This window comes from Tateyamaria sp. (assembly GCF_059783535.1).
This window is the reverse complement of sequence record NZ_JBYNDP010000005.1, coordinates 1-23,839: the sequence shown is the minus strand read 5'-3', so window position 1 is coordinate 23,839 and position 23,839 is coordinate 1. Positions and strand designations below refer to the sequence as shown.

Annotated in this window: 23 protein-coding genes; 17 read left to right on the top strand and 6 right to left on the bottom strand. The window is 59.2% G+C overall.

Annotation, left to right across the window (positions count from 1 at the left end):
- Nucleotides 1–6: 6 nt before the first annotated feature.
- Entirely contained in the window at nucleotides 7–648 is a 642-nt protein-coding gene (locus AC6RA8_RS01985) for an LON peptidase substrate-binding domain-containing protein (RefSeq protein ID WP_500350452.1), read from the top strand.
- Nucleotides 645–821, top strand: a complete 177-nt coding sequence (locus AC6RA8_RS01980; protein ID WP_500350451.1) for a Trm112 family protein — start codon at nucleotides 645–647, stop codon at nucleotides 819–821. Before AC6RA8_RS01985 ends, AC6RA8_RS01980 begins: the two co-directional genes overlap by 4 nt.
- A 146-nt stretch (nucleotides 822–967) precedes the next feature.
- On the opposite strand, the gene AC6RA8_RS01975 is transcribed toward AC6RA8_RS01980, so the two are convergent.
- Nucleotides 968–2,197, bottom strand: coding sequence for an FAD-dependent monooxygenase (locus tag AC6RA8_RS01975; RefSeq protein WP_500350450.1), 1,230 nt, complete (start codon nucleotides 2,195–2,197; stop codon nucleotides 968–970).
- An 84-nt stretch (nucleotides 2,198–2,281) separates the two neighbouring features.
- On the opposite strand from AC6RA8_RS01975, the gene AC6RA8_RS01970 reads away from it, so the two are divergent.
- The 6 genes from AC6RA8_RS01970 to AC6RA8_RS01945 all read left to right on the top strand — a co-directional run bounded on the left by AC6RA8_RS01970 (nucleotide 2,282) and on the right by AC6RA8_RS01945 (nucleotide 10,524).
- Nucleotides 2,282–3,610, top strand: coding sequence for an amidase (locus AC6RA8_RS01970; RefSeq protein ID WP_500350499.1), 1,329 nt, complete (start codon nucleotides 2,282–2,284; stop codon nucleotides 3,608–3,610).
- A gap of 213 nt (nucleotides 3,611–3,823) precedes the next feature.
- A complete protein-coding gene (locus AC6RA8_RS01965) occupies nucleotides 3,824–5,002 on the top strand; it encodes an aminotransferase class I/II-fold pyridoxal phosphate-dependent enzyme (protein WP_500350449.1) in 1,179 nt (392 codons plus the stop codon).
- Between the two features lie 18 nt (nucleotides 5,003–5,020).
- On the top strand, nucleotides 5,021–7,909 hold the full coding sequence (locus AC6RA8_RS01960; RefSeq protein ID WP_500350448.1) for a DNA translocase FtsK: 2,889 nt from the start codon (nucleotides 5,021–5,023) through the stop codon (nucleotides 7,907–7,909).
- A 724-nt stretch (nucleotides 7,910–8,633) separates the two neighbouring features.
- On the top strand, nucleotides 8,634–9,248 hold the full coding sequence (locus AC6RA8_RS01955; RefSeq protein WP_500350447.1) for a VPLPA-CTERM sorting domain-containing protein: 615 nt from the start codon (nucleotides 8,634–8,636) through the stop codon (nucleotides 9,246–9,248).
- Nucleotides 9,249–9,324: 76 nt separating this feature from the next.
- The gene (locus AC6RA8_RS01950; RefSeq protein ID WP_500350446.1) at nucleotides 9,325–9,849 is read left to right on the top strand and encodes an invasion associated locus B family protein; all 525 of its coding nucleotides are present in this window, start codon (nucleotides 9,325–9,327) and stop codon (nucleotides 9,847–9,849) included.
- A gap of 90 nt (nucleotides 9,850–9,939) precedes the next feature.
- Complete coding sequence (locus AC6RA8_RS01945; RefSeq protein ID WP_500350445.1) at nucleotides 9,940–10,524, top strand: LolA family protein; 585 nt, start codon at nucleotides 9,940–9,942, stop codon at nucleotides 10,522–10,524.
- Nucleotides 10,525–10,533: 9 nt separating this feature from the next.
- Here the strand turns inward: AC6RA8_RS01945 and AC6RA8_RS01940 are convergent, their stop codons facing one another.
- Both AC6RA8_RS01940 and AC6RA8_RS01935 read right to left on the bottom strand, forming a co-directional pair.
- Nucleotides 10,534–11,109, bottom strand: a complete 576-nt coding sequence (locus AC6RA8_RS01940) for a transglycosylase SLT domain-containing protein (RefSeq protein WP_500350444.1) — start codon at nucleotides 11,107–11,109, stop codon at nucleotides 10,534–10,536.
- A gap of 69 nt (nucleotides 11,110–11,178) precedes the next feature.
- Nucleotides 11,179–12,060, bottom strand: a complete 882-nt coding sequence (locus AC6RA8_RS01935) for an AEC family transporter (RefSeq protein WP_500350443.1) — start codon at nucleotides 12,058–12,060, stop codon at nucleotides 11,179–11,181.
- Between the two features lie 85 nt (nucleotides 12,061–12,145).
- On the opposite strand from AC6RA8_RS01935, the gene hspQ reads away from it, so the two are divergent.
- Nucleotides 12,146–12,472 carry a heat shock protein HspQ gene (gene hspQ / locus AC6RA8_RS01930; protein WP_500350442.1) on the top strand — a complete coding sequence of 109 codons (327 nt, stop codon included), beginning with the start codon at nucleotides 12,146–12,148 and terminating at the stop codon, nucleotides 12,470–12,472.
- A gap of 37 nt (nucleotides 12,473–12,509) precedes the next feature.
- On the opposite strand, the gene AC6RA8_RS01925 is transcribed toward hspQ, so the two are convergent.
- From AC6RA8_RS01925 to AC6RA8_RS01915, 3 genes are all read right to left on the bottom strand, one after another.
- Nucleotides 12,510–14,084, bottom strand: coding sequence for a gamma-glutamyltransferase family protein (locus tag AC6RA8_RS01925; RefSeq protein WP_500350441.1), 1,575 nt, complete (start codon nucleotides 14,082–14,084; stop codon nucleotides 12,510–12,512).
- Between the two features lie 236 nt (nucleotides 14,085–14,320).
- Nucleotides 14,321–14,770 carry an ATP-binding protein gene (locus AC6RA8_RS01920; RefSeq protein WP_500350440.1) on the bottom strand — a complete coding sequence of 150 codons (450 nt, stop codon included), beginning with the start codon at nucleotides 14,768–14,770 and terminating at the stop codon, nucleotides 14,321–14,323.
- Nucleotides 14,771–14,799: 29 nt separating this feature from the next.
- Nucleotides 14,800–15,138, bottom strand: a complete 339-nt coding sequence (locus AC6RA8_RS01915) for an STAS domain-containing protein (protein WP_500350439.1) — start codon at nucleotides 15,136–15,138, stop codon at nucleotides 14,800–14,802.
- 91 nt (nucleotides 15,139–15,229) lie between these two features.
- Here AC6RA8_RS01915 and AC6RA8_RS01910 point away from each other — a divergent pair, with 91 nt between their 5' ends.
- The 8 genes from AC6RA8_RS01910 to AC6RA8_RS01875 form a co-directional block, all read left to right on the top strand.
- On the top strand, nucleotides 15,230–16,402 hold the full coding sequence (locus AC6RA8_RS01910) for a thiolase family protein (RefSeq protein WP_500350438.1): 1,173 nt from the start codon (nucleotides 15,230–15,232) through the stop codon (nucleotides 16,400–16,402).
- A gap of 73 nt (nucleotides 16,403–16,475) precedes the next feature.
- Entirely contained in the window at nucleotides 16,476–16,928 is a 453-nt protein-coding gene (locus AC6RA8_RS01905) for a GAF domain-containing protein (RefSeq protein WP_500350437.1), read from the top strand.
- A 66-nt stretch (nucleotides 16,929–16,994) separates the two neighbouring features.
- Entirely contained in the window at nucleotides 16,995–17,567 is a 573-nt protein-coding gene (locus AC6RA8_RS01900; RefSeq protein ID WP_299600398.1) for a helix-turn-helix domain-containing protein, read from the top strand.
- Nucleotides 17,567–18,187 (top strand): LysE family translocator, encoded by a 621-nt coding sequence (locus tag AC6RA8_RS01895; RefSeq protein ID WP_500350436.1) that lies wholly within the window; start codon nucleotides 17,567–17,569, stop codon nucleotides 18,185–18,187. Before AC6RA8_RS01900 ends, AC6RA8_RS01895 begins: the two co-directional genes overlap by 1 nt.
- A gap of 1 nt (nucleotide 18,188) precedes the next feature.
- A complete protein-coding gene (locus AC6RA8_RS01890; protein WP_189367511.1) occupies nucleotides 18,189–18,572 on the top strand; it encodes a GFA family protein in 384 nt (127 codons plus the stop codon).
- A 12-nt stretch (nucleotides 18,573–18,584) separates the two neighbouring features.
- Entirely contained in the window at nucleotides 18,585–21,029 is a 2,445-nt protein-coding gene (locus tag AC6RA8_RS01885) for a GcvT family protein (protein WP_500350435.1), read from the top strand.
- Between the two features lie 24 nt (nucleotides 21,030–21,053).
- Nucleotides 21,054–21,950: a homocysteine S-methyltransferase family protein gene (locus AC6RA8_RS01880; protein ID WP_500350434.1), complete on the top strand. Its 897-nt coding sequence runs from the start codon at nucleotides 21,054–21,056 to the stop codon at nucleotides 21,948–21,950.
- Nucleotides 21,951–21,959: 9 nt separating this feature from the next.
- Nucleotides 21,960–23,839: FAD-dependent oxidoreductase (locus AC6RA8_RS01875; RefSeq protein WP_500350433.1), on the top strand; the 1,880-nt coding region annotated here is incomplete at its 3' end.

The following is a 23,839-nucleotide window of genomic DNA, read 5'->3' as shown; positions in this document are numbered from 1 at the left end:
CATCCCATGATCAAAGTGGCTGACCTTCCCGGCGTAATTCCGGTCTTTCCATTGCCGGGGGCGTTGCTGTTGCCACGGTCGCGCCTACCACTGCACATCTTCGAGCCGCGCTATCTGCAAATGCTTGATGACGCATTGAAAACACCGCATCGCCTGATCGGCATGGTGCAACCGAACGAGGTGGAAGGGCGCAAGGGCAATGGGCTGCAAACGATTGGCTGTGCGGGCCGGGTCACGCAGTTTTCCGAGACCGAGGACAACCGGTACCTGATCACCCTGAGTGGCATATCGCGCTTTCGGGTGCAGGATGAGGTGGATGGATTTACGCCCTATCGTCGGTGCGAAGTGTCATGGTCCGGTTTTGACCGTGATCAAGGCCGCTGCGAGGAAGATCCAAGTTTTGATCGGCCCACGTTTCTGGACCTTTTGGGACGCTATTTTGCTGCACAATCATTGTCGGCAGATTGGGAGACGTTGAAGGACGCGGATGACGAATTGCTGATCAATTCCCTGTCGATGATGCTGGACTTCGATCCCGAGGATAAACAGGCCTTGCTGGAAGCGCCGTCCCTCAGTACCCGTCGCGAAACCTTGATCACTTTGATCGAGTTTGCGTTGCGTGGCGGTGAAGGGGAAATGATGCAATGAGCACTGATATTGATCGTCGGGTGCTGGAGGCGCTGATCTGCCCGCTCACCCATGTGACCCTGCGCTACGATGCTGAGAAGCAGGAGCTGGTTTCGGAAGCGGCGCAGTTGGCCTATCCCATCCGCAACGGCATCCCCGTCATGCTGGAAGACGAAGCGCGCAAGTTGGACTGACGCACGGGGCGGACGACACGTCCGCCTTACGGTTGCCAAGCAAGGCGCAGCTTGCTGCGGCCCAGCGACGATGATCTGGAAGCGGTGTTTTTAAACTGTAAGGCGCACGTGCCGTGCGCCCGGCGGAGGGAACCTCCGCCTTACACTCAGAGGGGTTGGCCCTGCATCAGGCGAGGCAGCTCTCCGGTCAGTCCAGCGGCTTCGCGGATGAAACTGCGGCGCAGGCCAGGCAGGGCATTCACAACGCCCATGCCGATGTCACGCACGCTTCGCACGAGTGTATTATCGTTTGAGAACAAACGGTTAAATCCGTCCGTCGCGAGGGCGAGAGTTGTATTGTCAAAGCGCCGCCATTCTTCGTATCGCTGAAGAACGGCGATGCTGCCCGGATCCTCACCCCTGCGCATGGCGTCAGTGATCACCTCTGCCAGCGCTGCAATGTCGCGCATCCCGGCATTCAGACCTTGCCCGGCGATTGGGTGTACGCCATGCGCTGCATCCGCGATCAACGCCAGTCGATCGCTTGCCAATTTATGCGCCAGCGACAGGGACAGCGGGTAGGTGTAGCGTTGGCCTGCAAGACTGATCTCACCCAGAAAGTCGCCAAAGCGCGGGCGCAGCATCGTCAGGTAGTCCGCATCCGGCAGAGCGTTGAACGCTTCCGCGGTCTCAGCCGTTTCGCTCCAGACGATGGAGCTGACATTGCCCATCAGGGGCAGGATCGCCAATGGCCCCGGGGGCATGAAGAACTGGTGCGCGATCCCGTGATGCGGTTTCTCATGAGCGATAGCGCAGACCAGCGCCGTTTGACCGTAGCCCCAGCCGGTGCGTTTGATCCCTGCCCGTTCCGCCGTGCCGCTGCCGCGCCCGTCGGCTCCGATCAGAAGTTGGCCCGTCAGAACCTTGCCGGACGCCAGCGTGAGCGATGCCGCAGCGGGATCGATATGCTGCCCCGTCACCGTCTCGCCCGACATGTGCGTGATGCCGTCCGTGGCGGCCATCGCGTGCAGAAGCGCGCGCCGGATATGTCGGTCTTGCACCATGTAGCCCATCGGGCCTTCCTCGATCTCGGCATGATCGAAATGCATGAAGAAGGGCGATGAGGGCCCTTGGCCCGCGCGGCCATCTGTAACTTTGATCTCAAGGATAGGCTGGCTGTTGTCTGCGATGGCGTCCCAGACGCCAACCCCTTCGAGCAACCGTTGCGAAGTCAGCGCGACCGCGTAGCTGCGCCCGTCAAAGGCCGCGTTCTTGCGGACCTTTTCCGTGAGCGCGTCGATCACGGTCACACGCTGTCCGGTTTGTGCGAGAGCGAGGGCGAGAATGGGGCCAGACAGCCCGCCGCCGACGATCAGGATATCGCTGTCATGCGTCATGTCGCGCAATATGGACGGGTGCTTGGGATTGTCCATGCGTTGTCGCGTCGCTACCGTCCGAACAAAGAGGACGGAGGGCAGGACATGCAGGCGTGGTTGGACAAGAGTGCAGCGGAACTGGGCCGCGCCATTGGGGCTGGTGAGGTTGATCCCGTCAATTTGACCCAGGCCTTTCTTGATCGGATCAAGGCACATCAGTTGTCAGACCGAATCTATGCCCGGTTGACCGAAGATCGCGCGATGGCCGAGGCGCAGGCGGCGTCAGACCGGGCCAAGGCCGGTGCACGCTTATCCTTGCTGGATGGTGTGCCAATCAGTTGGAAGGACCTGTTTGATACGGCTGGTGACGGCACCGAGGCTGGGTCCAAGCTGTTGGCGGGTCGGGTGCCGGACCGGGATGCCGTCGTGTTGCAGAATGCGACGGCGATGGGGCTTGTGTGTCTGGGCAAGACGCATTTGAGCGAGCTGGCGTTTTCGGGTCTTGGGTACAACCCGTCCACCGCGACGCCGCCATGCGTCAACGATGTTGATGCTGTGCCGGGTGGGTCATCCTCAGGCGCGGCTGCGTCGGTTGCCTTTGGGTTGGCGCCTGCTGCCATCGGGTCTGACACGGGTGGCTCGGTACGTATTCCGTCGGCTTGGAACGATTTGGTGGGCTTGAAGACGACCCATGGGCGACTGTCGCTGGAAGGGTGTGTGCCCCTTTCGCTGAAGTTTGACACCGTGGGACCACTGACCCGGACGGTCGAGGACGCGGCGTTGCTGATGGCCGCGCTGGAGGGGCGCAATCCGGGGGATTTGCGCGGTGCGTCCTTGGAGGGTCGGCGGTTTGCGGTGCTGAAAACCGTTGTTCTGGATGACATCCGTGATGCGCCGAAAGCCGCATTTGAAGATGCTGTCGAACGTTTGCGGGAGGCGGGGGCAGAGATTGAGCCGCTGGAGGTGCCGGAGTTGGAGGAGGCCATGGCGCAGGCCGGGCCGTTGATGCCGGGCGAGGTCTATGGGTTATGGCGGGATGTGATCGAGGCGCAGCCGGACGCGATGTATTCCGAGATATTGCAGCGGTTCCGACTGGGGAAGGATTTCAGCGCACCGGATTACAACGCGGCCTGGGCCAAACTGGATGCTGTGCGGCAGGCATGGGATATGGCTGTTGCGCCCTATGATGCGGTGCTGGCGCCGACCGCCCCGATTCTGCCGCCGAATCTGGAGCGGCTGAACAGTGACAGTGAATACTACAAGACCGAGAACCTGCTGGCCTTGCGGAACACGCGTGTGGGCAACCTAATGGGGATTTGTGCTTTGACTCTTCCCACGGGCGTGCCGAGCTGTGGCCTGATGATGATGGGTATGCAGAACGGGGAAGAGGCGCTGTTGCGGTTGGGGGTCGCGGCAGAGGCGGCGTTGGGCTAATTCAAAGGCCGCCTTGCGGCGACACCATATTTTATTGTGGGCTTTGCCCCCGGCTTTCGGCCTCCCCCAAGGTATTTTGGGCCAGAAGAAGCGATGGATTGGCGGATTTGCCACAAGGTGACGATTTGGCGTGGTTTTTCTGGACGAGGGAGTCACGCTTGGGGTACATTCAGGCAAACGGGGCGAAAATGATCCCGAACCTGAGGCAGTTTGATGAAGTTTCCCGAGCGGTTTTCGAACCTTCCGGCTTATGCGTTCCCGCGTTTGCGCGCCCTGTTGGATCATCACGATCCGGGCGGCGATGTCGTGCATATGACTATCGGGGAGCCGAAACACGCCTTTCCCGCATGGGTCACGGATGTGATTGCCGAGCATGCGGCGGGCTTTAACAACTATCCTCCGAACGAAGGTTTGCCAGAGCTGCGACAGGCGTTTTGTGATTGGCTGGGCCGCCGCTATGGCGTGTCGATGGATGCCGATGCAAATGTGATGCCCCTGAATGGCACGCGTGAGGGTTTGTATAACGCAGGTATGGCGTTGTGCCCGGAGGTGAAGAACGGGCAGCAGCCGGTCGTGTTGATGCCGAACCCGTTTTACCAGGTTTATATGCTCGCCGCGATTTCGGCGGGGGCGGAGCCGGTCTTGGTACCTGCGACGGCGGAGACGGGGCATTTGCCTGATTACACTGCGGTCGACCCGGAGATTCTGAACCGCACCGTGGCCTGCTACATGTGTTCGCCTGCGAACCCTCAGGGCGCTGTTGCAGGCAAGGAGTATTGGCGGGACCTGATTGCGCTGGCCGAGAAATACGATTTCCAGGTCTTTGCCGACGAGTGTTATTCCGAGATTTATCGTGATGTGCCGCCCGTCGGGGTGCTGGAGTGTATTGGCGATGCGAACCCCGAGCGGGTTGTGGCCTTTCACTCTCTGTCCAAGCGGTCAAACCTGCCGGGTCTGCGGTCCGGGTTCATCGTCGGTGGGCCTGCGACCATTCGCGAGGCCAAGCAGTTGCGCACCTATGCGGGCACGCCGTTGCCCTCACCTCTTCAACACGCGGCGGCGGCGGTTTGGGCGGATGAAGAGCACGTCATCGAAAACCGAGCGCAGTACCACGAGAAGTATGACATGGCCGACCGCATCCTGGGCAATGTGCCGGGATACATGTCGCCCGAAGCCGGCTTCTTTCTGTGGTTACCTGCTGGCGATGGTGAGGCAGCGGCGTTGAAGCTGTGGAAAGAGACCGGCGTGCGTGTGCTGCCGGGCGCGTATCTGGCGCGCGAGATCGACGGGTTCAATCCCGGGCATGAGTTTATAAGGGCTGCACTTGTGGCCCCAAAGGCAGAGACGGAGCGGGGCCTGATGGCCATTCGTGACGTTCTTTACGCCACATAAGAAAAGACGAGGCGAAGCATGGCATATCAGACACGGCGGGATCCGCTTTTTGACCACGGAATGCAGGCGGCGTTGGAAAAACGCGGGCGCGAGTTGGTGGGCATTAGTCTGCTGATCGCGGGCCTGATGGCTGCGGCCATGATGCTGAGCTATACGCCGGATGATCCGAACTGGATGGCCTCGACCGACGCGCCGGTGCAGAACTGGCTGGGTCGTACCGGCGCCTCGATAGCCGCGCCGCTGTTCATGATTGGCGGCTGGGGCGTGTTTGGCATTGCCATTGTGTTGATGGCTTGGGGTGTGCGTTTTGGTCTGCATCTGGGCACCGAACGGGCGCTGGGTCGTTTGATCTTTGCCCCCATCGCGATTGCATTCGGGTCGATCTATGCCGCGACCCTGCAACCGGGTGACGTGTGGCAGGCGACCCATGGCTTCGGTCTGGGTGGATTGTTTGGCGATACTGTCATGGCCTTTATCCTGACGGTTTTGCCTGTTGGGTCGAGCTTTACCGTCAAGTTGATGTCGCTCTTGATGGGCATTGGTATCGTGGTCTTTGGTGCATTTGTGCTCGGCTTCACCCGTGCGGAAGTTGCCCGTCTGACCCGTTTCATGCTGGTTGGGCTGGTCATGGCCTATGCCCTGTTGATGACTGTTCTGGGCCGTGGTGCGAGCGGTGCGGTGCAGGCTGCGCGCAGTATGCAGGAACGTCAGGCCGAACGTCGTGCGGCGCGCGAGGCCGAGGCAGCAGAGGCCGAAGCCTATGCCGCTGCAGTCCCCCCGATGCCTGCCTATGATGAGCCACTTGTTGAGGAGCCAGCCAAGCCAAGCTTGTTGTCGCGGATGCCAGGGCTGATCAAACGCCCCGAGCAGATGCCGGACGAGATGCCCGAACAGGAGCTGATCGAGACCTACAGCGACGTGGATGTGGGCGAGGGCCCCGGCGACGAGCGGATCAAGACCAAGATTGCCGACGTGATTAAGGCGCGTGTGCGGTCGAACCCGGCCGTGCAGGCGGAAAGCGTTGCACCGTTGACGAAGGGCCGTGGGCGCGGCCCGGATCCACTGGTGCTGAACACTGCGTCACAACCGATCTTGCCGCCGGAACCGCCGCTGACCGCTGCCGCCTCGCTTGGTCGTGCCGAACCACCGCTGACGGCTGCACCCGGAGGCTATGTGCCTGAGCCGGTTCAAGACTATGTCCCTGAACCCATGCAGGAATACGCGCCGGAGCCGGAGCAACTGGATGCGCCTATTCCGGAGCCTGTCGAAGCCGCGCCAACCATTCCCGTGGCCGAGCCGCGCACGGTTGTGCATCAACCGACCCGCAAGCCGGTGCAACCGAGTACGCGGGCGCAGTTGGAAGCACAGCCGAAGCTGAAATTCGAAGACACCCATCCCGGGTTCGAACTGCCGCCCCTGAACCTGCTTGAAAGCCCAAGCGTGGTGCAGCGCCACCATCTGAGTGATGAGGCGTTGGAAGAAAACGCCCGGATGCTGGAAACGGTGCTGGATGACTACGGTGTGAAGGGCGAGATCGTGTCGGTCCGTCCGGGCCCCGTGGTCACCATGTATGAGCTGGAGCCTGCGCCCGGTTTGAAAGCCAGCCGTGTGATTGGTCTGGCCGATGACATTGCCCGCTCCATGGCGGCCTTGTCGGCCCGTGTGTCGACCGTGCCCGGTCGGTCGGTGATTGGTATCGAACTGCCGAACGAGAACCGTGAAAAGGTTGTCCTGCGGGAAATCCTGTCGTCCCGTGACTTCGGTGACGGCAACCAGAAGCTGCCGCTTGCCTTGGGCAAGGATATTGGTGGTGACCCGGTTGTGGCGAACCTGGCCAAGATGCCTCACCTGCTGATCGCGGGGACCACGGGGTCTGGTAAGTCGGTGGCGATCAACACGATGATCCTGTCGCTGCTGTATAAGCTGACGCCCGAGGAATGCCGGTTGATCATGATCGACCCGAAGATGCTGGAACTTAGTGTTTATGACGGCATTCCGCACCTGCTTTCCCCTGTTGTGACCGACCCCAAAAAGGCGGTTGTGGCCCTGAAATGGGTCGTGGGTGAGATGGAAGAACGCTATCGCAAGATGTCCAAGATGGGCGTGCGCAACATCGACGGCTACAATGGCCGGGTGAAAGAAGCGCTGGCGAAGGACGAGATGTTCAGCCGGACCGTTCAAACCGGTTTCGATGATGAGACGGGCGAACCGATCTTCGAGACCGAAGAATTCGCGCCCGAGGCGATGCCTTACATCGTTGTGATTGTGGACGAGATGGCAGACCTGATGATGGTTGCGGGCAAAGAGATCGAGGCGTGTATCCAGCGTCTGGCGCAGATGGCACGGGCGAGCGGAATCCACCTGATCATGGCGACGCAACGCCCGTCGGTCGATGTGATCACCGGTACGATCAAGGCGAACTTCCCGACGCGGATTTCGTTCCAAGTGACGTCGAAGATCGACTCGCGCACCATTCTGGGCGAGATGGGGGCCGAGCAGCTCTTGGGTATGGGCGACATGCTGTACATGGCGGGCGGGGCCAAAATCACCCGTTGCCACGGCCCGTTCGTGAGCGATGAGGAAGTCGAAGAGATCGTGAACCACCTCAAGGCATTTGGTGCGCCGGATTATGTGTCTGGCGTGGTGGAAGGTCCGGCCGAGGACAAGGAAAGCAATATTGATGCTGTTCTGGGTCTGGGTGGCAACACGGATGGCGAAGACGCGCTTTACGATCAGGCGGTGGCGATTGTGATCAAGGATCGCAAATGCTCGACCTCGTACATCCAGCGGAAACTGGCCATCGGCTACAACAAGGCGGCGCGTCTGGTTGAGCAGATGGAGGACGAGGGTGTTGTCAGTTCAGCCAACCATGTGGGCAAGCGCGAGATTCTGGTGCCGGAGCAATAGCGCTTCTTGAAATGCCTAGATGGATGATCTCCGAGAATCTTTGCATTGAAGCTGTGCAGCTCAAGGTAGTTATTCTTGATCTTTGATAACCTGTGATTGAATTGGGTTGTTGGCCCGTCAAAAATGTCCGAGCTGAAATACCCGTCATTGTTCTGTGTTTGAAAACAATACTTTAAAGAGAGTTGATTGTATCCATTTCAACTGGTTATGGCCGCTCAATCGGCCAGTTCCTGCGCAAAATAGTTGTTTCAGCTTTCAGAGATTGTTAACTCTTTCGTGTATTCGTTCCTGATTTACGAGGCTTATTATGATTCGAAATTTATTGATCGCTGGCGCTACCACGATCGTTCTTGGTACTGCCGCAAGCGCACAAGCCATCATTGAAGATGGCGACGTACAGCTTGGCGTTGACTTGTTCGGCCAGCTGAATATCGCTGGCGGAACGCCGTCTTCATCCGACTCTGAAACGTTTGTTGGATTGCGCCATCTTCCGACCAACACGGAATCAACGTCGCACGGCTGTCTTTGTGAAGGCTGGGGCGTCGGGATTGGCGACACATTTGCGTCGGGTTCCGCAAACAATGATGACGGAGTCGACAATCTGACATCTGTGTCCTTTTCAAGCACGGCATCGACAGCAGAGTCGGTGGTTGATCTGACCACCGGCGAACTGCGGGTTACGCACTCTTTTGCCCTCGCAACAGAGACTGACAGTCTTTACGCTGTGAGCGTGACAATCGAGAATACTTCGGGCGCTGATATCGCTGATCTGCGGTACACTCGCACATTTGACTGGGATATCGAACCAGACACTTTTAATGAAGTAGTAACGCATGCTGGTACGGGAACGACGACCTCGCTTCTGGCATCGGTGAACAACGGGTTTGTGGATTCCGACCCTTTTGCGAGCCGTTCCACGATTGCAGGCGTTGCGGCAGATACTGATTTCGTGGATGCCGGACCCGCTGACCATGGATCGAACTTTGATTTTGGCTTTGGCGCTCTTGCTGATGGCGAAGCCTTCGAATTCACGATCTTTTATGGTGCTGCTGAGACTGAAGCCGACGCGTTGCTGGCGCTGGGTGAAGTTGGCGCTGAGCTGTTCTCTCTTGGACAGTCGGCATCCGATCCTCTCGGTACGGGTGCGTCTGATGGTACAACCTCTACTGCGGCTGGTACAGCGACACCGACCTTCATCTTCGGGTTTTCGGGTGTTGGCGGCACGATCATCATTCCAGATCCAACCCCAACATCAGTTCCTGTGCCTGCATCGGGCTTGTTGATCCTGGGTGGCCTTGGTGCTTTGGGTGCGCTGCGTCGTCGTCGTAAAGCTGCCTGAAATACAGATTAACCATTGAAAAGTGTCGCACCGGCTTTCAAAGTCGGTGCGACTTTATTTTTTTGAGGTACAACGTATGCGACTTTTGGGTTCTATACTGGCGGCAGCAAGTGCAACCTTTTTTGTTGGTTTTGCGAACGCGTCCACCTTTGGTGTGGGGGGACCCGTCACACCAACCGATGCTACGAACTGGTCGATCACGTGTTCTGATGAACGTGCCTGCCGGGGCACCATTGTTGTTACCAACCAAGAGAACGATGTACGGCTCGCCACGATCCAGGTTCTTGTCGAACAGGACACAGATACCCAAGGAATGGCTATTGTTGTTCCACTTGGATTGGCAATTGAACCCGGCATCCGGATCCTAGCGGATGACAAGACTTACGACGCTGATTTGGCCGTCTGTTTTCCAGACGGATGCCGTGTTGTGGTGCCACTGAGCACGTCCGAGTTTCGCGAACTTCTGTTTCAGTCGAGCATGCAACTTCAGTACTTTGCATACCAAGCTGACCGCCCGGTGTCGTTTGAGGTCGATCTTGGTGGACTTAAGGAGGAGTTGACCAAGGCCGCTCCGGGTAGGTCTGATCTGTTCGCTGAATAAACACCCTCAGGCGCTTCCTAGAACCGCTGACGCTATCGCATATCACGGTCTTCGAACCTATGTTCTGAAAACTGATGAAAGGGTCTGATTATGCGATATCTCGTTCTTGTTTGTGTTAGTTGCTGTTTCCCGCTTGCTGCTTGGGCGGACAAACTGCCGCTGAGTGCGATTTCCAGCTATCTGAACGATCTGAGCACGGTGCAGGGTACATTTACGCAGATCAATGATGATGGAACTGTCGATACCGGCAATATCTATATCAAGCGGCCCGGCAAGATGCGGTTTGAGTACAACGCGCCCAATGAAACGCTGATGGTTGCGAGTGCGAACGCCGTTTACATTGTCGACTCAAAGTCGAACCAGCCACCCGAGACATATCCGCTGCGCCGCACGCCGTTGTCGCTGATCCTGGCGCGCAATGTAAACCTCGGTCGGGCCAACATGGTAGTTGGCCATGATTTTGATGGCACGGCGACGGTTGTCACGGCGCAAGATCCCGAGCATCCGGAATATGGCAATATCGAAATGAAGTTCACCGGCAACCCGGTGCAATTGCGCCAATGGGTTGTGAACGACAGTGGCGGCGGTCAGACAACCGTTGTTCTCGGTGAGTTGCAAACAGGCGGTTCGCTGTCGAACCGCCTGTTTGATGCGCCGCGTCGCACGTCAGACTAACTTCGGGCCCTAGCAGGACCGTAGCTGCCGCGCGTACAAATCGGACCTTGCATCGACCTCACCAGCAACACGCATCAGCCATGCCTTGTTGCGGTAACTGCCGCGTGTATAGCCCGTGCGTCCTTCGTGGTAGGCAAGGTACTGGTTGCGCGTATCGCTGAGGGGAATGCCCAGCCGTGCGTTGGTTTCCGCCATATACCAGCCCATAAAGTCCGTTGCGTCGCGGATACGATCGCGTCGGGCCACACGCTTGCCTGTGGATGTGCGATATTCATCCCATGTTCCGTCCAAGGCCTGGCTGTAGCCAAAGGCACTGGAAATGCGCCCCGTCGGAATGACACCGGCCGCATAGCGATACGGGGGGCGCGCATCCGACACGAATTTGCTTTCCTGATAGATGGTCGCCATCTGCACATGCACCGGCACGCCATATTTGCGTTCAACCGCCTTGAAGGCGCGAAGGTATTCAGGGCGCTCACGGACAATGGAACAGGCGTTGTCCAACTGGTTGGGGGCCGTACCCGACCCGCCACCACAGCTGGCAGCCAAAAGAACCAAAGCCATTGCGCGAAAGAGTCTGCTCATCTGCCTCACTCGCTTTTATGTTTTTTTGTTAGTTTACAGGAAAATGAGCCGTGTGGAAATCACGTTTTGTCAAAGCACAAGCGCGAGGATCAAAGGCAGTGCCGCGACCGCCATCAGGGTTGAGGCGACGACGAGTCCCGCGACCTTGTCCGACTGCGCGCCATACTTTTCTGCAAGCAGATAGGAGGTTACGGCGACGGGTGTGGCGACCTGAAGAACCAGCACTCCAAACGCAATCGGATCAAGGGCGAAGAACCGCCCAACGACCCAGGCAATGCCGGTGCACAGGGCCAGCTTGATCGCTGACAGCGCCGCAGCTTGCAGCATTCCCTTGGTCGACAGTCGGGCCACGGCAACGCCCAGTGTGATCAGCATCATGGGGATCGCCATTTGCCCGATCAGGTCAAGCGCGTTGGTGAGGAACATGGGCGTCTGCCAGCCCTGCCACAGAAACAGCGCGCCAAGAACGGTTCCCCATACCAGCGGTTCGCGCAGCACCTTGCCGAATGAGCCCGCCCCAGCCACCAGCCAAATGCCAAAGGTGTATGACCAGAGCGCCATGATGGCGAACACTATGATCGCGTAGCTGAGCCCGACATCGCCGAACGCAAAGAGCGCCAAAGGCAGCCCGAGGTTGCCAGTGTTTCCAAAGATCAGGGGGGCGGCATAAGTGCGTGTGTTCAGACGCGCCATGCGCACCAATGCCAACATGACCACAGTGACGCCGACGTAGGCGACGACGGATGCGACTGACAAGGTTCCCAAGGCGACGGGATCAATCTCTGTCCGCATCAGGGAGACGAAGATGAGGCAGGGCAATGAGAGGGTCATGGCCAACTGCGTGACGAACTGAATACGGTATTCCAGCCCGACCTTCACCCATGTGAATCCGATCCCTGCGAGCAGGAAGACAGGCGCGACGATTTGCAGGACTGTTAAGGCAATGTTCACAAACTGTTTCCAGCGAAATTGTGCTCAATTATTGGACAAGTGTCCCTTGCACCGTGTAGTCAGGTGCCTTAGGGGGCGCAATGTTATGCTTAGAACACGCGCAAAATATCACTTGGGTCAGGTTGTCCGCCACAAAAAGCATCCTTTTCGTGGGGTGATCTTTGATGTGGATCCCGAGTTTGCGAATACCGAAGAGTGGTACGAGGCGATCCCGGAGGACAGCCGTCCGAAAAAGGCACAGCCGTTTTATCACCTGCTGGCTGAGAACGATCAAAGCTACTACGTGGCTTATGTGTCTGAGCAGAACCTTGTTGCCGACTATTCCGGGCAACCGGTGGATCATCCGGACATCCCGGATCTTTTTGGCCCGTTCGAGGACGGATCCTATCCGCTGCATTTTCAGCTGAATTGACGTGCGGGGCGGAGGACACCTCCGCCTTACCCGGTTCCTAGTACCCGAGCGCACAGCCATCTTTGCGGGGGTCGCTTGCGCCTTCCAGCACGCCGTCGTCCCGGATCAGGATTGCCTGCGCGCCGCCGATGGCGGTGTCAGGGATGCTGACATTGTGGCCCAGATCCGCAAGCTCTGACCGGACCTGTTCGGAATAGCCCCGTTCGACCTTCATGTCACCTGCATCCGAGAAGGCGCGCGGTGCGTCGATTGCCGATTGAGGGTCGAGGCCGAAATCCGTGAGGTTCGAGACAAAGCGCGCGTGGCCGTTGGGCTGGTATGCCCCGCCCATCACACCAAACGGCATGATCGGTTTGCCATTCTTGGCCAACATACCGGGGATGATCGTGTGCATCGGGCGTTTGCCGCCTTTGAGCTCATTCGGGTGCCCTTCTTCCAACGTGAAGCCAGCGCCGCGGTTCTGGAACAGGATGCCGAACTTGTCGCTGGCGATACCTGACCCGAACCCATGGAAAATCGAGTAGATCAGCGAGACGGCCATGCCGTCGCGATCCACAACGGTGATATAGATTGTGTCCTTGTGCACCTGTTCACTGAGCGCCGTTGCGTTCGGCATTGCCTTGCCGGGGTCGATCAGAGCCGCGAGCTGTGCCGCTGTTTCCTGAGACATCATGTGGTCCATGCGCGTGGCACAATCTGGATCTGCGATGAAGCGGTTGCGCGCGTCGTATGCCAGCTTGGCGGCTTCTGCCTCGATATGCGCGCGTTGGGTACCCCACGGGGCCATATCCGCGATGTCGAATTGCTTGAGGATATTGAGCATCAGGTTCGCGGTTGCGCCTTGCCCGTTGGCCGGGTGTTCGATCAGGTCGAGGCCCTGATAGCTGCTGCTGATCGGCGTGGTGTCTGTGCAATTGGTCGATGCGAAGTCGTCCACCGTGTGTTTGCCACCCAGGGCGTTGAGGGTGGCCAGCATGTCTTCGGCCACCTCTCCGCTGTAGAAGGCGTCGCGCCCGTTCTTGGCGATGCGGCGCAGGACGTCGGCTTGCTTGGGTGCGGCAAACATCTGACCGGTTGTCGGGACAGCGCCGTTGATGAGGTACGCTTCGCGGGCGGATCCTTGGAGGACGGCTTCGTCCTTGGCCCAGTCAAAGGCGACGCGCGGGGCGACAGGCACGCCGGTTTCGGCGTAGTGGATTGCAGGCGCCAGAATGCGGTCGAGGCCCAATCGACCGACGCGGTCGGACAGGGTGCAGAAGGCGTCTATGGCACCCGGAATGGTGACTGCGTGCGCGCTGTAGGGTGGAACGGTTGTTTCGCCTGCGGCCCGCAGCGCGGCCGCGTCGAGCGCCATCGGTGCGCGGCCTGACCCGTTAAGGGAACGCACATTGCCGTCCGTATCGGACCATAGAACGAAACAGTCACCGCCTATCCCGGTCATCTGCGGCTCACAGATGCCCAGCAAGACTGCCCCTGCAATGGCCGCATCCATGGCGTTGCCGCCAGCTTTCAGGATTTCCACGGCCGTTTGGGCCGCAAGCGGGTGTGACGTGGCGCACATGCCGGACGATGCAAGAACAGGTGAACGGCCGGGCAGGTGAAAGTCGCGCATGGAAATCCCCATAGTCTGATTGCACCGGGCAACGTAACTGTCGCAGATGTCTTGTCCACAGAAGAATGGGGGAGAAAATATCCTCGGTGCCGCGCACTGGGTGGGGGCAATTACACGCGACACCGAGGGAAGCTATTTGCAGCTACAGGTACAGGTATGCCGGTGGAATCGGGCAGGATTATGGTCGGCGGGAGGCTGTTTTGCGGAATCATCGCGCGGGGCGCGTGTCCGACGGCCTATGCCAGTGCAACCGCAAGCCGGAGCTGTAGCAGGTTCTCTGTATTCTGTCGCTGATAGGTGACGTCCTTGGCCAGGTCCTTGATCAGGAACCACCCGAACCCACCTTCGGGCATATCACAGAAGTCCACATCGATATCGGCAGCACCACCAACGGGGGTTTGGCCGTCTGGCATTGCCCGCCCCGAATCCACGACTGTCAGATGCAGGCCGTCAGATGCATGGGCGCATGTGATATCAATCGGCCCGGCCTTTTGGTCTTCGGGATAGGCGTGTTCGACAATGTTGTTCAGCGCCTCTGCCATCACGAGTTCAACAGTCCCTGCTTCCTCAACATCAAGCGACAGGGGTTTTAAACCATCAAGCAGTTGGCCGAGCGCCGTTCTGACGGCCATCTGACCACTCACCACCGAAATATGAAATGCAGGCAAGAATGTTGTGCGGGTCATCGAACGGACTTCCATCTGGGTCGACAAGTTTAGGCTTTTAGTTCGGCAATTGCCCCGTCAAGTGTGGGGAACACCGGGAAAACACTGTCCATCCGTGTCAGGCGGAACACCTTCTCCACGGTTGGTGTCAGGCCGGCAAGAGCCAGTTTCCGCGACTGACCCATCTGTTTCATCGCGGCGACGATTGCGCCCAAGCCACTAGAATCGATGAACTGGACCTCGCTTAGGTCCAGCACAACGGTGTCGTCGCCGCTGTCGGTGGCACTGCGCATCGCTTCCTTGAACTCGATAGCTACTGCCGCATCGATGCGGCTGTCATGTACAGACACCACCTGCAGGCTGTCTTCTGATCGGCTGCGAAGATCCATGCGCGCCCTCTTGCAATTCTCTGGTTACATTGTCTGTCTAGGTCGCAATCCTTACTATTCGGTTGCCACCTTCTGACAGGAGACCCAGAGCATGAAACCAGTTGTGATCGCCGGAGCATCGCGTACCCCCATGGGCGGGTTTCAGGGCGCGTTGTCAGACATGTCAGCGTCGGCCCTTGGCGGCATCGCGATCAAGGCAGCGATGGACGGTGCTGGCGCGTCAACCGTGGACGAAGTGCTGATGGGCTGTGTGCTGCCTGCCGGTCAGGGCCAGGCCCCGGCGCGTCAGGCGGGTTTTGCTGCAGGCCTGGCCGAGGATGTCCCCGCCACGACGCTGAACAAGATGTGCGGGTCGGGGATGAAGGCGGCGATGATGGCGTTTGACCAAATTGCGTTGGGTCATACCGCGACCATGGTGGCCGGCGGCATGGAGAGCATGACAAACGCGCCATACATGCTGCCCAAGATGCGAGGCGGCGCACGTTTGGGCCACGGACAGGTGATTGATCACATGTTTTTGGATGGTCTCGAAGATGCCTATGACAAGGGTCGCCTCATGGGCACTTTTGCCGAGGACTGCGCCGAGACGTATCAGTTCACCCGCGAGGTGCAGGATCACTACGCACTTGCTTCGTTAAGCCGAGCACAATCCGCAATCCAGACCGGAGCTTTCGCGGATGAAGTGACGCCGGTTGAGATTTCAACCCGCAAGGGTTCGGTAACTGTGGATGCGGACGAACAACCGGGCAGCGCGAGGCCTGACAAAATCCCACACCTGAAACCGGCGTTTCGGGATGGTGGAACCGTAACAGCGGCCAATTCATCCTCGATCTCCGATGGAGCTGCGGCGCTTGTCCTGGCGTCTGAGGAGGTGGCTGAGACGCAGAACATGAACGTACGCGCGCGCATCTTGGGTCATGCAAGCCACGCGCAGGCGCCCGCTTTGTTTACCACGGCACCCGTGCCCGCAGCAAAAAAGCTGCTGGATCGCATCGGTTGGAGCAAGGATGACGTGGATCTGTGGGAGGTGAACGAGGCCTTTGCCGTCGTGCCGCTTGCGTTTATGCGTGAAATGGGGCTCGACCACGAGATCGTGAATGTGAACGGAGGTGCTTGCGCCTTGGGTCACCCGATTGGTGCATCTGGAGCACGTATCATCGTGACTCTCCTGAACGCGTTGGAAAAACGGAACCTCAAACGCGGCGTCGCAGCCATTTGCATTGGTGGTGGCGAAGGAACGGCCATCGCCATAGAACGCGTGTGAGTTTCTTCTGACTGAAAATACGACAGGGTTCGGGGCGGCGCCCCAGATTGTTGCGACCCAAGGGGAACTGCCAGTGCCTGACTATGACCTGCTTGCCAAAACGATCCAAAGTCTGACCGACGGCGAGGACGATCCGATTGCCTTGATGGCGACAGTTGCATGTGAGGTGCATCACAGTGACGACCGGTTCGACTGGACCGGGTTCTATCGTGTGACCAGCCCCGAGATGTTGAAGATCGGCCCCTATCAGGGTGGGCATGGGTGCCTGCAAATTCCGTTTTCGCGCGGTGTATGCGGCGCGGCGGCGCGGACGGGTGAGGCGCAGTTGGTCGCGGATGTGGATGCCTTTGCGGGACACATCGCGTGTGCAAGTTCGACACGCTCGGAATTGGTGCTGCCGGTCACGTCAGCCTCGGGTGAACTGATTGCAGTTTTCGATATCGATAGCGACCAACCTGATGCCTTCACACAGGGCGATGCCGACGCATTGGCAGCGATTCTTGGGAATGTTTTTGCCCGCGCGTGAAAATCTATCTTGATTTTTCATTTTGACTTCCCTTACGTGAAATTCTGAAAGGGAATTTCACGGCTCATGCTGCAATCCGATCCAACCATTGCCCACAGCCTTGGCGCGGACCTGCGTGCCTTGCGGAAAGCGCGCGGGCTGACATTGCAGGATTTGGCGGACGCATTGGGTCGATCCGTGGGTTGGGTCAGCCAGGTCGAGCGTGATCTGTCCGAGCCTTCGATCACGGATTTGCGCCACATCGCGGCGGAGTTGGACATTGCCGTATCGACCCTGTTTCGCCGGGGCGCGGCCCCTGCCAACGAAGAGGGTTATGTCGTGCGCAGTGGTGCGCGGCGGCCCATCGGGTCGCGTACGGCAGGTCTGGTCGAAGAACTGCTGTCGCCGGATCTGACCGATGATTTCGAGATGGTGCACTCGACTTTTGAGCCGCACAGCGAGATCGCCCAAGCCGTCACCCGACCGACACAGGAGGTGGGGTATCTGATCTCCGGTCGTCTGGACCTGGAAATTGCCGGCCAGACGTATGCCATCGCACCGGGGGACAGTTTCCGCATCCGGGGCGAGCCCTTTCGCTGGAAGAATCCCTATGACGCGCCTGCAGTCGCGATCTGGGTCATTGCGCCGCCGGTGTACTGATGTCGTTCGAAGCCTGGGTCATATTCGCGATGTTCTGGGTGGTCTTTGTCACCACCCCTGGCCCAAACGCTATCAACTGCATCAACAACGGCATGACCCTGGGGTTTCGTCGGTCGCTTCCCGGCGTTCTTGCGATCCTGACGCAAGCGTTGCTGTTTCTGATCTTGTCGGCAGCGGGCATTACGGCGCTGATCACCGCGTCCCCGACTGCGTTTTTCGTGGCTAAACTGATCGGAGCGGGCTTCCTGATCTATCTCGGCGTGCGGGGTTGGCTCACGGCCCGGACGCCGCCCAAGTTGGCCGTACAATCTGGCAAATCCGTTTACGCCCGCGCTTTCGCAATTGCGACGATCAATCCAAAGAGCGTGGCGGGTTATCTCGCTGCCTTTTCGCAATTCGTGCAGCCGGACGTGCCCGTTTGGGATCAGATGTGGCAGATCATTCCAACAGCGTTGACGATTACAGCACTCAGCTATTCGGGCTTCACCGCGCTGGGCGCAGGTATCGGGCGGGCCGCCATCAGTGCGGTGTTCAACGTCTGGTTCCGGCGTGTGATGGCAACATGTTTCGTTGTCTACGGGTTGCTTCTGGGCACATCAGCAACGCCGGGGAGGTCCTGACATGAAGACAGGAAGCTGCTTGTGTGGCGGTGTCGCCTACACCCTTTCCGGAGAGCTGCGCAATTCCGTTGCCTGCCATTGCCTCCAATGTCGGAAGACGAGCGGACACTATGTCTCGGCAACGCAAGTTGCACCCGACCAGCTTGAGATCACACGTGACGACACGCTGGTCTGGTATCAATCCTCGCCAAAGGCGCAGCGTGGGTTTTGCAACCGCTGTGGTTCATCCCTTTTCTGGCGGCACGAGGACGATGGCGGTGCAGTGTCCGTCATGTCGGGGACTTTGGACGGGCCGACCGGGATCACCACAGAAAAACACATCTTTGTCGCCGACAAGGGCGACTACTACGACATCGCGGATGGACGTCCGCAACACGACCAATAGGGAGCTACTCAAATGGCAGATTTTCCAACAACGGCCCGCGTGGTCATCATCGGGGGTGGTGTCGTTGGCACCTCAACCTTGTATCATCTGGCCAAGGCGGGTTGGAGCGATTGTGTTCTGCTGGAGAAAAACGAACTGACGGCGGGCTCCACCTGGCACGCGGCGGGCAACTGCCCGAACTTTTCGTCGTCCTGGGCCGTGATGAACATGCAGCGCTATGGGCTCGAGATGTATCGAACGCTGGCTGACGACGTCGATTACCCGATGAACTACCACGTGACGGGCGCCCTGCGTCTCGCCCACACGAAGGAGCGGATGCAGGAGTTTGAGCGCGTTGCAGGCATGGGCCGTTATCAGGGCCTTGAGATGCAGATGTGCACGCCTGACGAGTTAAAAGAGTTCAACCCGTTCATGGAAACGCATGATCTGGCCGGTGGTCTTTGGGACCCGCTGGATGGTGACATCGACCCGGCGCAGCTGACGCAGGCCCTCGCCAAAGGCGCACGCGATGCGGGCGGCCGGATCGAACGTTTCTGCCCCGTTATTGGTATCGACCGCGATGGTGACGAGTGGATCGTGAAGACTGAAAAGGGTGAAATCCGCGCTGAATACGTGGCCAACTGCGCTGGCTACTACGCGCAGCGCGTGGGTGAGATGTTCAAGCCCTTCGGTGGCCGCACCGTGCCCATGGTGGTCATGTCCCACCAGTACTTCCTGACTGACGAGATCCCTGAACTGGCCGCATGGACCAAGGAAAAGGGGCACAAGATGCCGATGATCCGCGATGTGGACATCAGCTATTACCTGCGTCAGGACAAGAACGGTCTGAACCTTGGGCCGTATGAGCGGAACTGTAAGGCGCACTGGGTCACCCCCGACGATCCGATGCCCGAAGACTTCAGCTTCCAGCTTTATCCGGACGATCTGGAGCGTCTGGAATTCTACATCGAAGACGCGATGGAGCGTGTGCCCGCGCTGGGCACTGCCGGCGTTGGTCGCAACATCAACGGCCCGATCCCCTACGCGCCCGACGGTCTGCCGATGATCGGCCCGATGCCTGGCGTGAAAAACGCGTTTGAGGCGCACTCATTCACCTTCGGCATCGCCCAGGGTGGCGGTGCAGGCAAGACCTTGGCCGAGTGGATCATGCATGGCGAGACCGAGTGGGACATGTGGGCCGTTGACCCGCGCCGCTACACCGACCACGCCGATCACGACTATTGCCTGTCGAAAGCGCTGGAAACATACGGCCACGAATATGCGATGCACTTCCCGCATCACGAATGGCCTGCCGGGCGGAACAAGAAACTTTCGCCGAACCACGACCGTCTTGTCGCCGATGGCGGCCAGATGGGTGCCTATAATGGTTGGGAGCGGGCCAACTGGTTTGCCAAAGACGGCGATAACACGTCCGAAGAGGCGACACAGACATGGGACCGCAACGGTCCGTGGGAGGCCCGCATCAAGGAAGAGGTCGAAGCCGTGCGCGATGGCGTGGGTGTCATCGACATGTGCGGCTTCTCTCGCTACGCGCTCAAGGGGGCGGGTGCCGCGGAGTTTTTGCGGACGCAGATCACGGGCGCGCTGCCCAAAGCGGGTCGTATGAACCTGTCTTACTTCGCTGACAGCCGCGGCCGTATCCTGACCGAGGTATCGGTCATCCGTCATGACGAGGATGATTTCACGATCATGACTGCCGCGGTCGCGCAGTGGCATGACTTTGAAATCCTTGCCAGCCGTGCGCCGGAAGCGGTTGAGCTGACAGACCTCTCCAATGAGGTCACCACCATGCTGGTCACCGGTCCCAAATCGCGGGATCTGTTTGCCGGAATCTCGGATGCCGACCTGTCCCTTGGCTGGCTGACCCATCAATCCGCAAACGTGGCGGGCGTGCCCGTGACCATGGCCCGCGTGTCCTTCGTGGGTGAGCTGGGTTGGGAGGTGCACGCACCAACCGATCAGGCGGCCAAGGTCTATGAGGCGATCCGCGATGCCGGTGCCACACCGTTTGGCATGTATGCGCTGAACTCGATGCGTCTGGAGAAAAGCTACCGCACGTGGAAAGGCGATCTGTCGACCGACTACACCATGTTCGAAGGTGGTCTTGACCGCTTCGTGCGTCTCGACAAGCCGCAGGACTTCCCGGGCAAGGCGGCACTGCAAGCCGAGAAGCAGCAGGGATCGAATAAGCGTTTCGTCACCATGCTTGTCGAGGCCGGTGATCAGGACGCGCCCTACATGTCCACTGTCTGGAATGGCGACGATGTTGTTGGAGAAACCACATCCGGCGCGTGGGGCTATCGGATCAACGCGTCCATTGCGCTTGGCGTAGTGCGTACCGATTTGGCCGCTCCGGGGACCGAGTTGGAGGTCGAAATGTACGGCAAGCGCTACAAGGCTGTTGTGCAGGCAGACCAACCGCTGTGGGATCCTGAAAACGAACGGCTGCGGGCGTGATCGAATCCCTTTCGGAGTGAGCTGATGGCTGAGATTACGCTGTTGGACGGTGGCATGGGGCAGGAACTGGTGCACCGCGCCGGGGACAAGCCCACGCCGCTGTGGTCGACACAGATCATGCTGGATCATCCCGGTTTGGTCACGCAGGTGCACGCGGATTTCTTTGCTGCGGGCGCCACGATTGCGACCACTAACAGCTATGCCATTCATCACGACCGTCTGACGGACACACCCGTCGAGGGTGCGTTTTCGGCCCTTCACCAAAGCGCGCTGTACGAAGCGCGCACGGCGCGACGCGAGCACGGATCGGGTCGCATTGCCGGGGCAATTGGTCCGTTGCGGGCAAGTTATCGCCCGGACCTGCACCCCGCTTCGGATGTGGCTGTGTCCCTCTTCGCCGAGGTGGCAGAGTTGCTTGCACCGGCATGTGATTTGCTGATCTGTGAGACGGTCGCGTCCGTGGCTCATGCGCGTGACATTCTCGCGGCCAGCGTGCCAACGGGCTTACCAGTTTGGCTTGCCCTGACGGTTGATGATCGCGATGGGTCCAAACTGCGGTCAGGCGAACCGGTTGCGAGTGCCGTGCCGGTGGCCGAAGACGGTGGTGCCAGCGCACTGCTTGTAAACTGTTCGGCGCCCGAGGCGATCTCGGCTGCCCTTGCTGCGCTGACGACAAGCAAGCTGCCGTATGGTGCCTATGCCAATGGCTTCGAACAGATCACCTCGGATTTTCTTGAAGACAAGCCCACCGTCGACAGCCTGTCGGCGCGGCGTGACTTCACCCCTGCTCTCTATGCTGACCACGTGATGTCGTGGATCGACGCAGGCGCCACCATCGTGGGCGGCTGTTGCGAGGTTGGCCCCGCCCATATCGCTGAAATCGCCCGACGCCTGAAAGCCGCCGGGCATATAATCGTCTGAGGATGTACTATGCCTGATCTTCCCTCCAACGCCCGCGTTGTCATCATTGGTGGTGGCGTCATTGGCTGTTCGGTTGCCTATCACCTGACCAAGCTCGGGTGGAAAGACGTGGTGCTGCTGGAACGCAAGCAGTTGACATCGGGCACCACATGGCACGCCGCTGGTCTGATTGCCCAGCTGCGCGCGACGGCCAACATGACCAAGCTGGCCCGATATTCTCAAGAACTCTACGGCACGCTTGAGGCTGAAACCGGTGTTGCCACTGGGTTTAAGCGCGTGGGGTCGATCACGGCTGCCCTGACCGATGAGCGGTTGGAGGAGCTGCGCCGTCAGGCCGGCATGGCCCGGTCCTTTGGCGTGGATGTCGAGGAAATCTCGCCCTCCGAAGTCAAAGCCCGTTACGAGCACATGAACATCGACGGTGTGACCGGCGGTGTGTACTTGCCGCTGGACGGTCAGGGCGACCCGGCCAACATCGCGCTGGCGCTGGCCAAGGGCGCACGTCAGAACGGCGCCAAGGTACAGGAACGTGTGGCTGTCACCAACATCGTGCGTGAAGGTCGCAAGGTCACCGGCGTGGATTGGAAAGGCGAAGATGGCAGCGACGGCCACATCGCCTGCGACATGATCGTGAACTGTGCGGGTATGTGGGGTCACGAGGTGGGCCGCATGGCGGGCGTGAACGTGCCGCTGCAAGCCTGCGAACATTTCTACATCGTGACGGAGTCCATCAAGGATCTGAAGCAATTGCCCGTGCTGCGCATTCCTGACGAGTGCGCTTACTACAAGGAAGATGCAGGCAAAATCCTGCTGGGCGCGTTTGAACCGAACGCCAAACCCTGGGCTGTGGATGGCATCCCGAAGGACTTTGAATTCGACCAATTGCCCGAAGATTTTGACCACTTCGAGCCGATCCTTGAAGCAGCAGTGAACCGTCTGCCGATGCTGGCCGAGGCGGGCATCCACACGTTCTTCAATGGGCCTGAGTCGTTCACTCCTGACGATGCCTACCACCTGGGTCTTGCGCCCGAGATGGACAATGTCTGGGTCGCCTGTGGTTTCAACTCCATCGGTATCCAGTCGGCTGGTGGCGCGGGTATGGCGCTCGCGCAATGGATGGAAGATGGTGACAAGCCCTTTGATCTCGGTGATGTGGATATCAGCCGGATGCAGCCGTTCCAGGGTAACAAGACCTATCTGGCTGAACGGTCCAAGGAAACGCTGGGCCTGCTTTACGCAGATCACTTCCCCTTCCGCCAAAAGGCTACGGCACGCGGCGTTCGCCGCTCGCCCTTCCATGGGCATCTGATGGAACGCGGCGCGGTCATGGGCGAATTCGCCGGGTGGGAACGCGCCAACTGGATTGCCCGAGCAGGCCAGACGCCGGAATATGAATACAGCTGGAACCGCCAGAACTTCTTTGACAACGTACGCGAAGAGCACATGGCCATCCGCCAGAACGTAGGCATGTATGACATGTCTTCCTTTGGCAAAATCCGTGTCGAGGGACGCGACGCCGAGGCGTTCATGAATTATGTGGGCGGCGGTAACTATTCGGTGCCGAATGGTAAGATCGTCTATACCCAATTCCTGAACAATCGCGGCGGGGTCGAGGCGGATGTGACCGTCACACGACTGACCGAGACGGCGTATCTGGTTGTGACTCCGGCAGCTACGCGGTTGGCAGACCAAACGTGGATGGAACGCCATGTGGGCGATTTCAATGTGGTGATTACTGACGTGACTCCGGGCGAAGGCGTCCTGGCCGTCATGGGCCCGCGCTCGCGCGAGCTGCTGAATGCGGTGTCTCCTGCGGACCTGTCCAACGATAACAACCCGTTTGGGACGGCGCAGCAGATCGAGATCGGCATGGGCCTCGCCCGTATTCA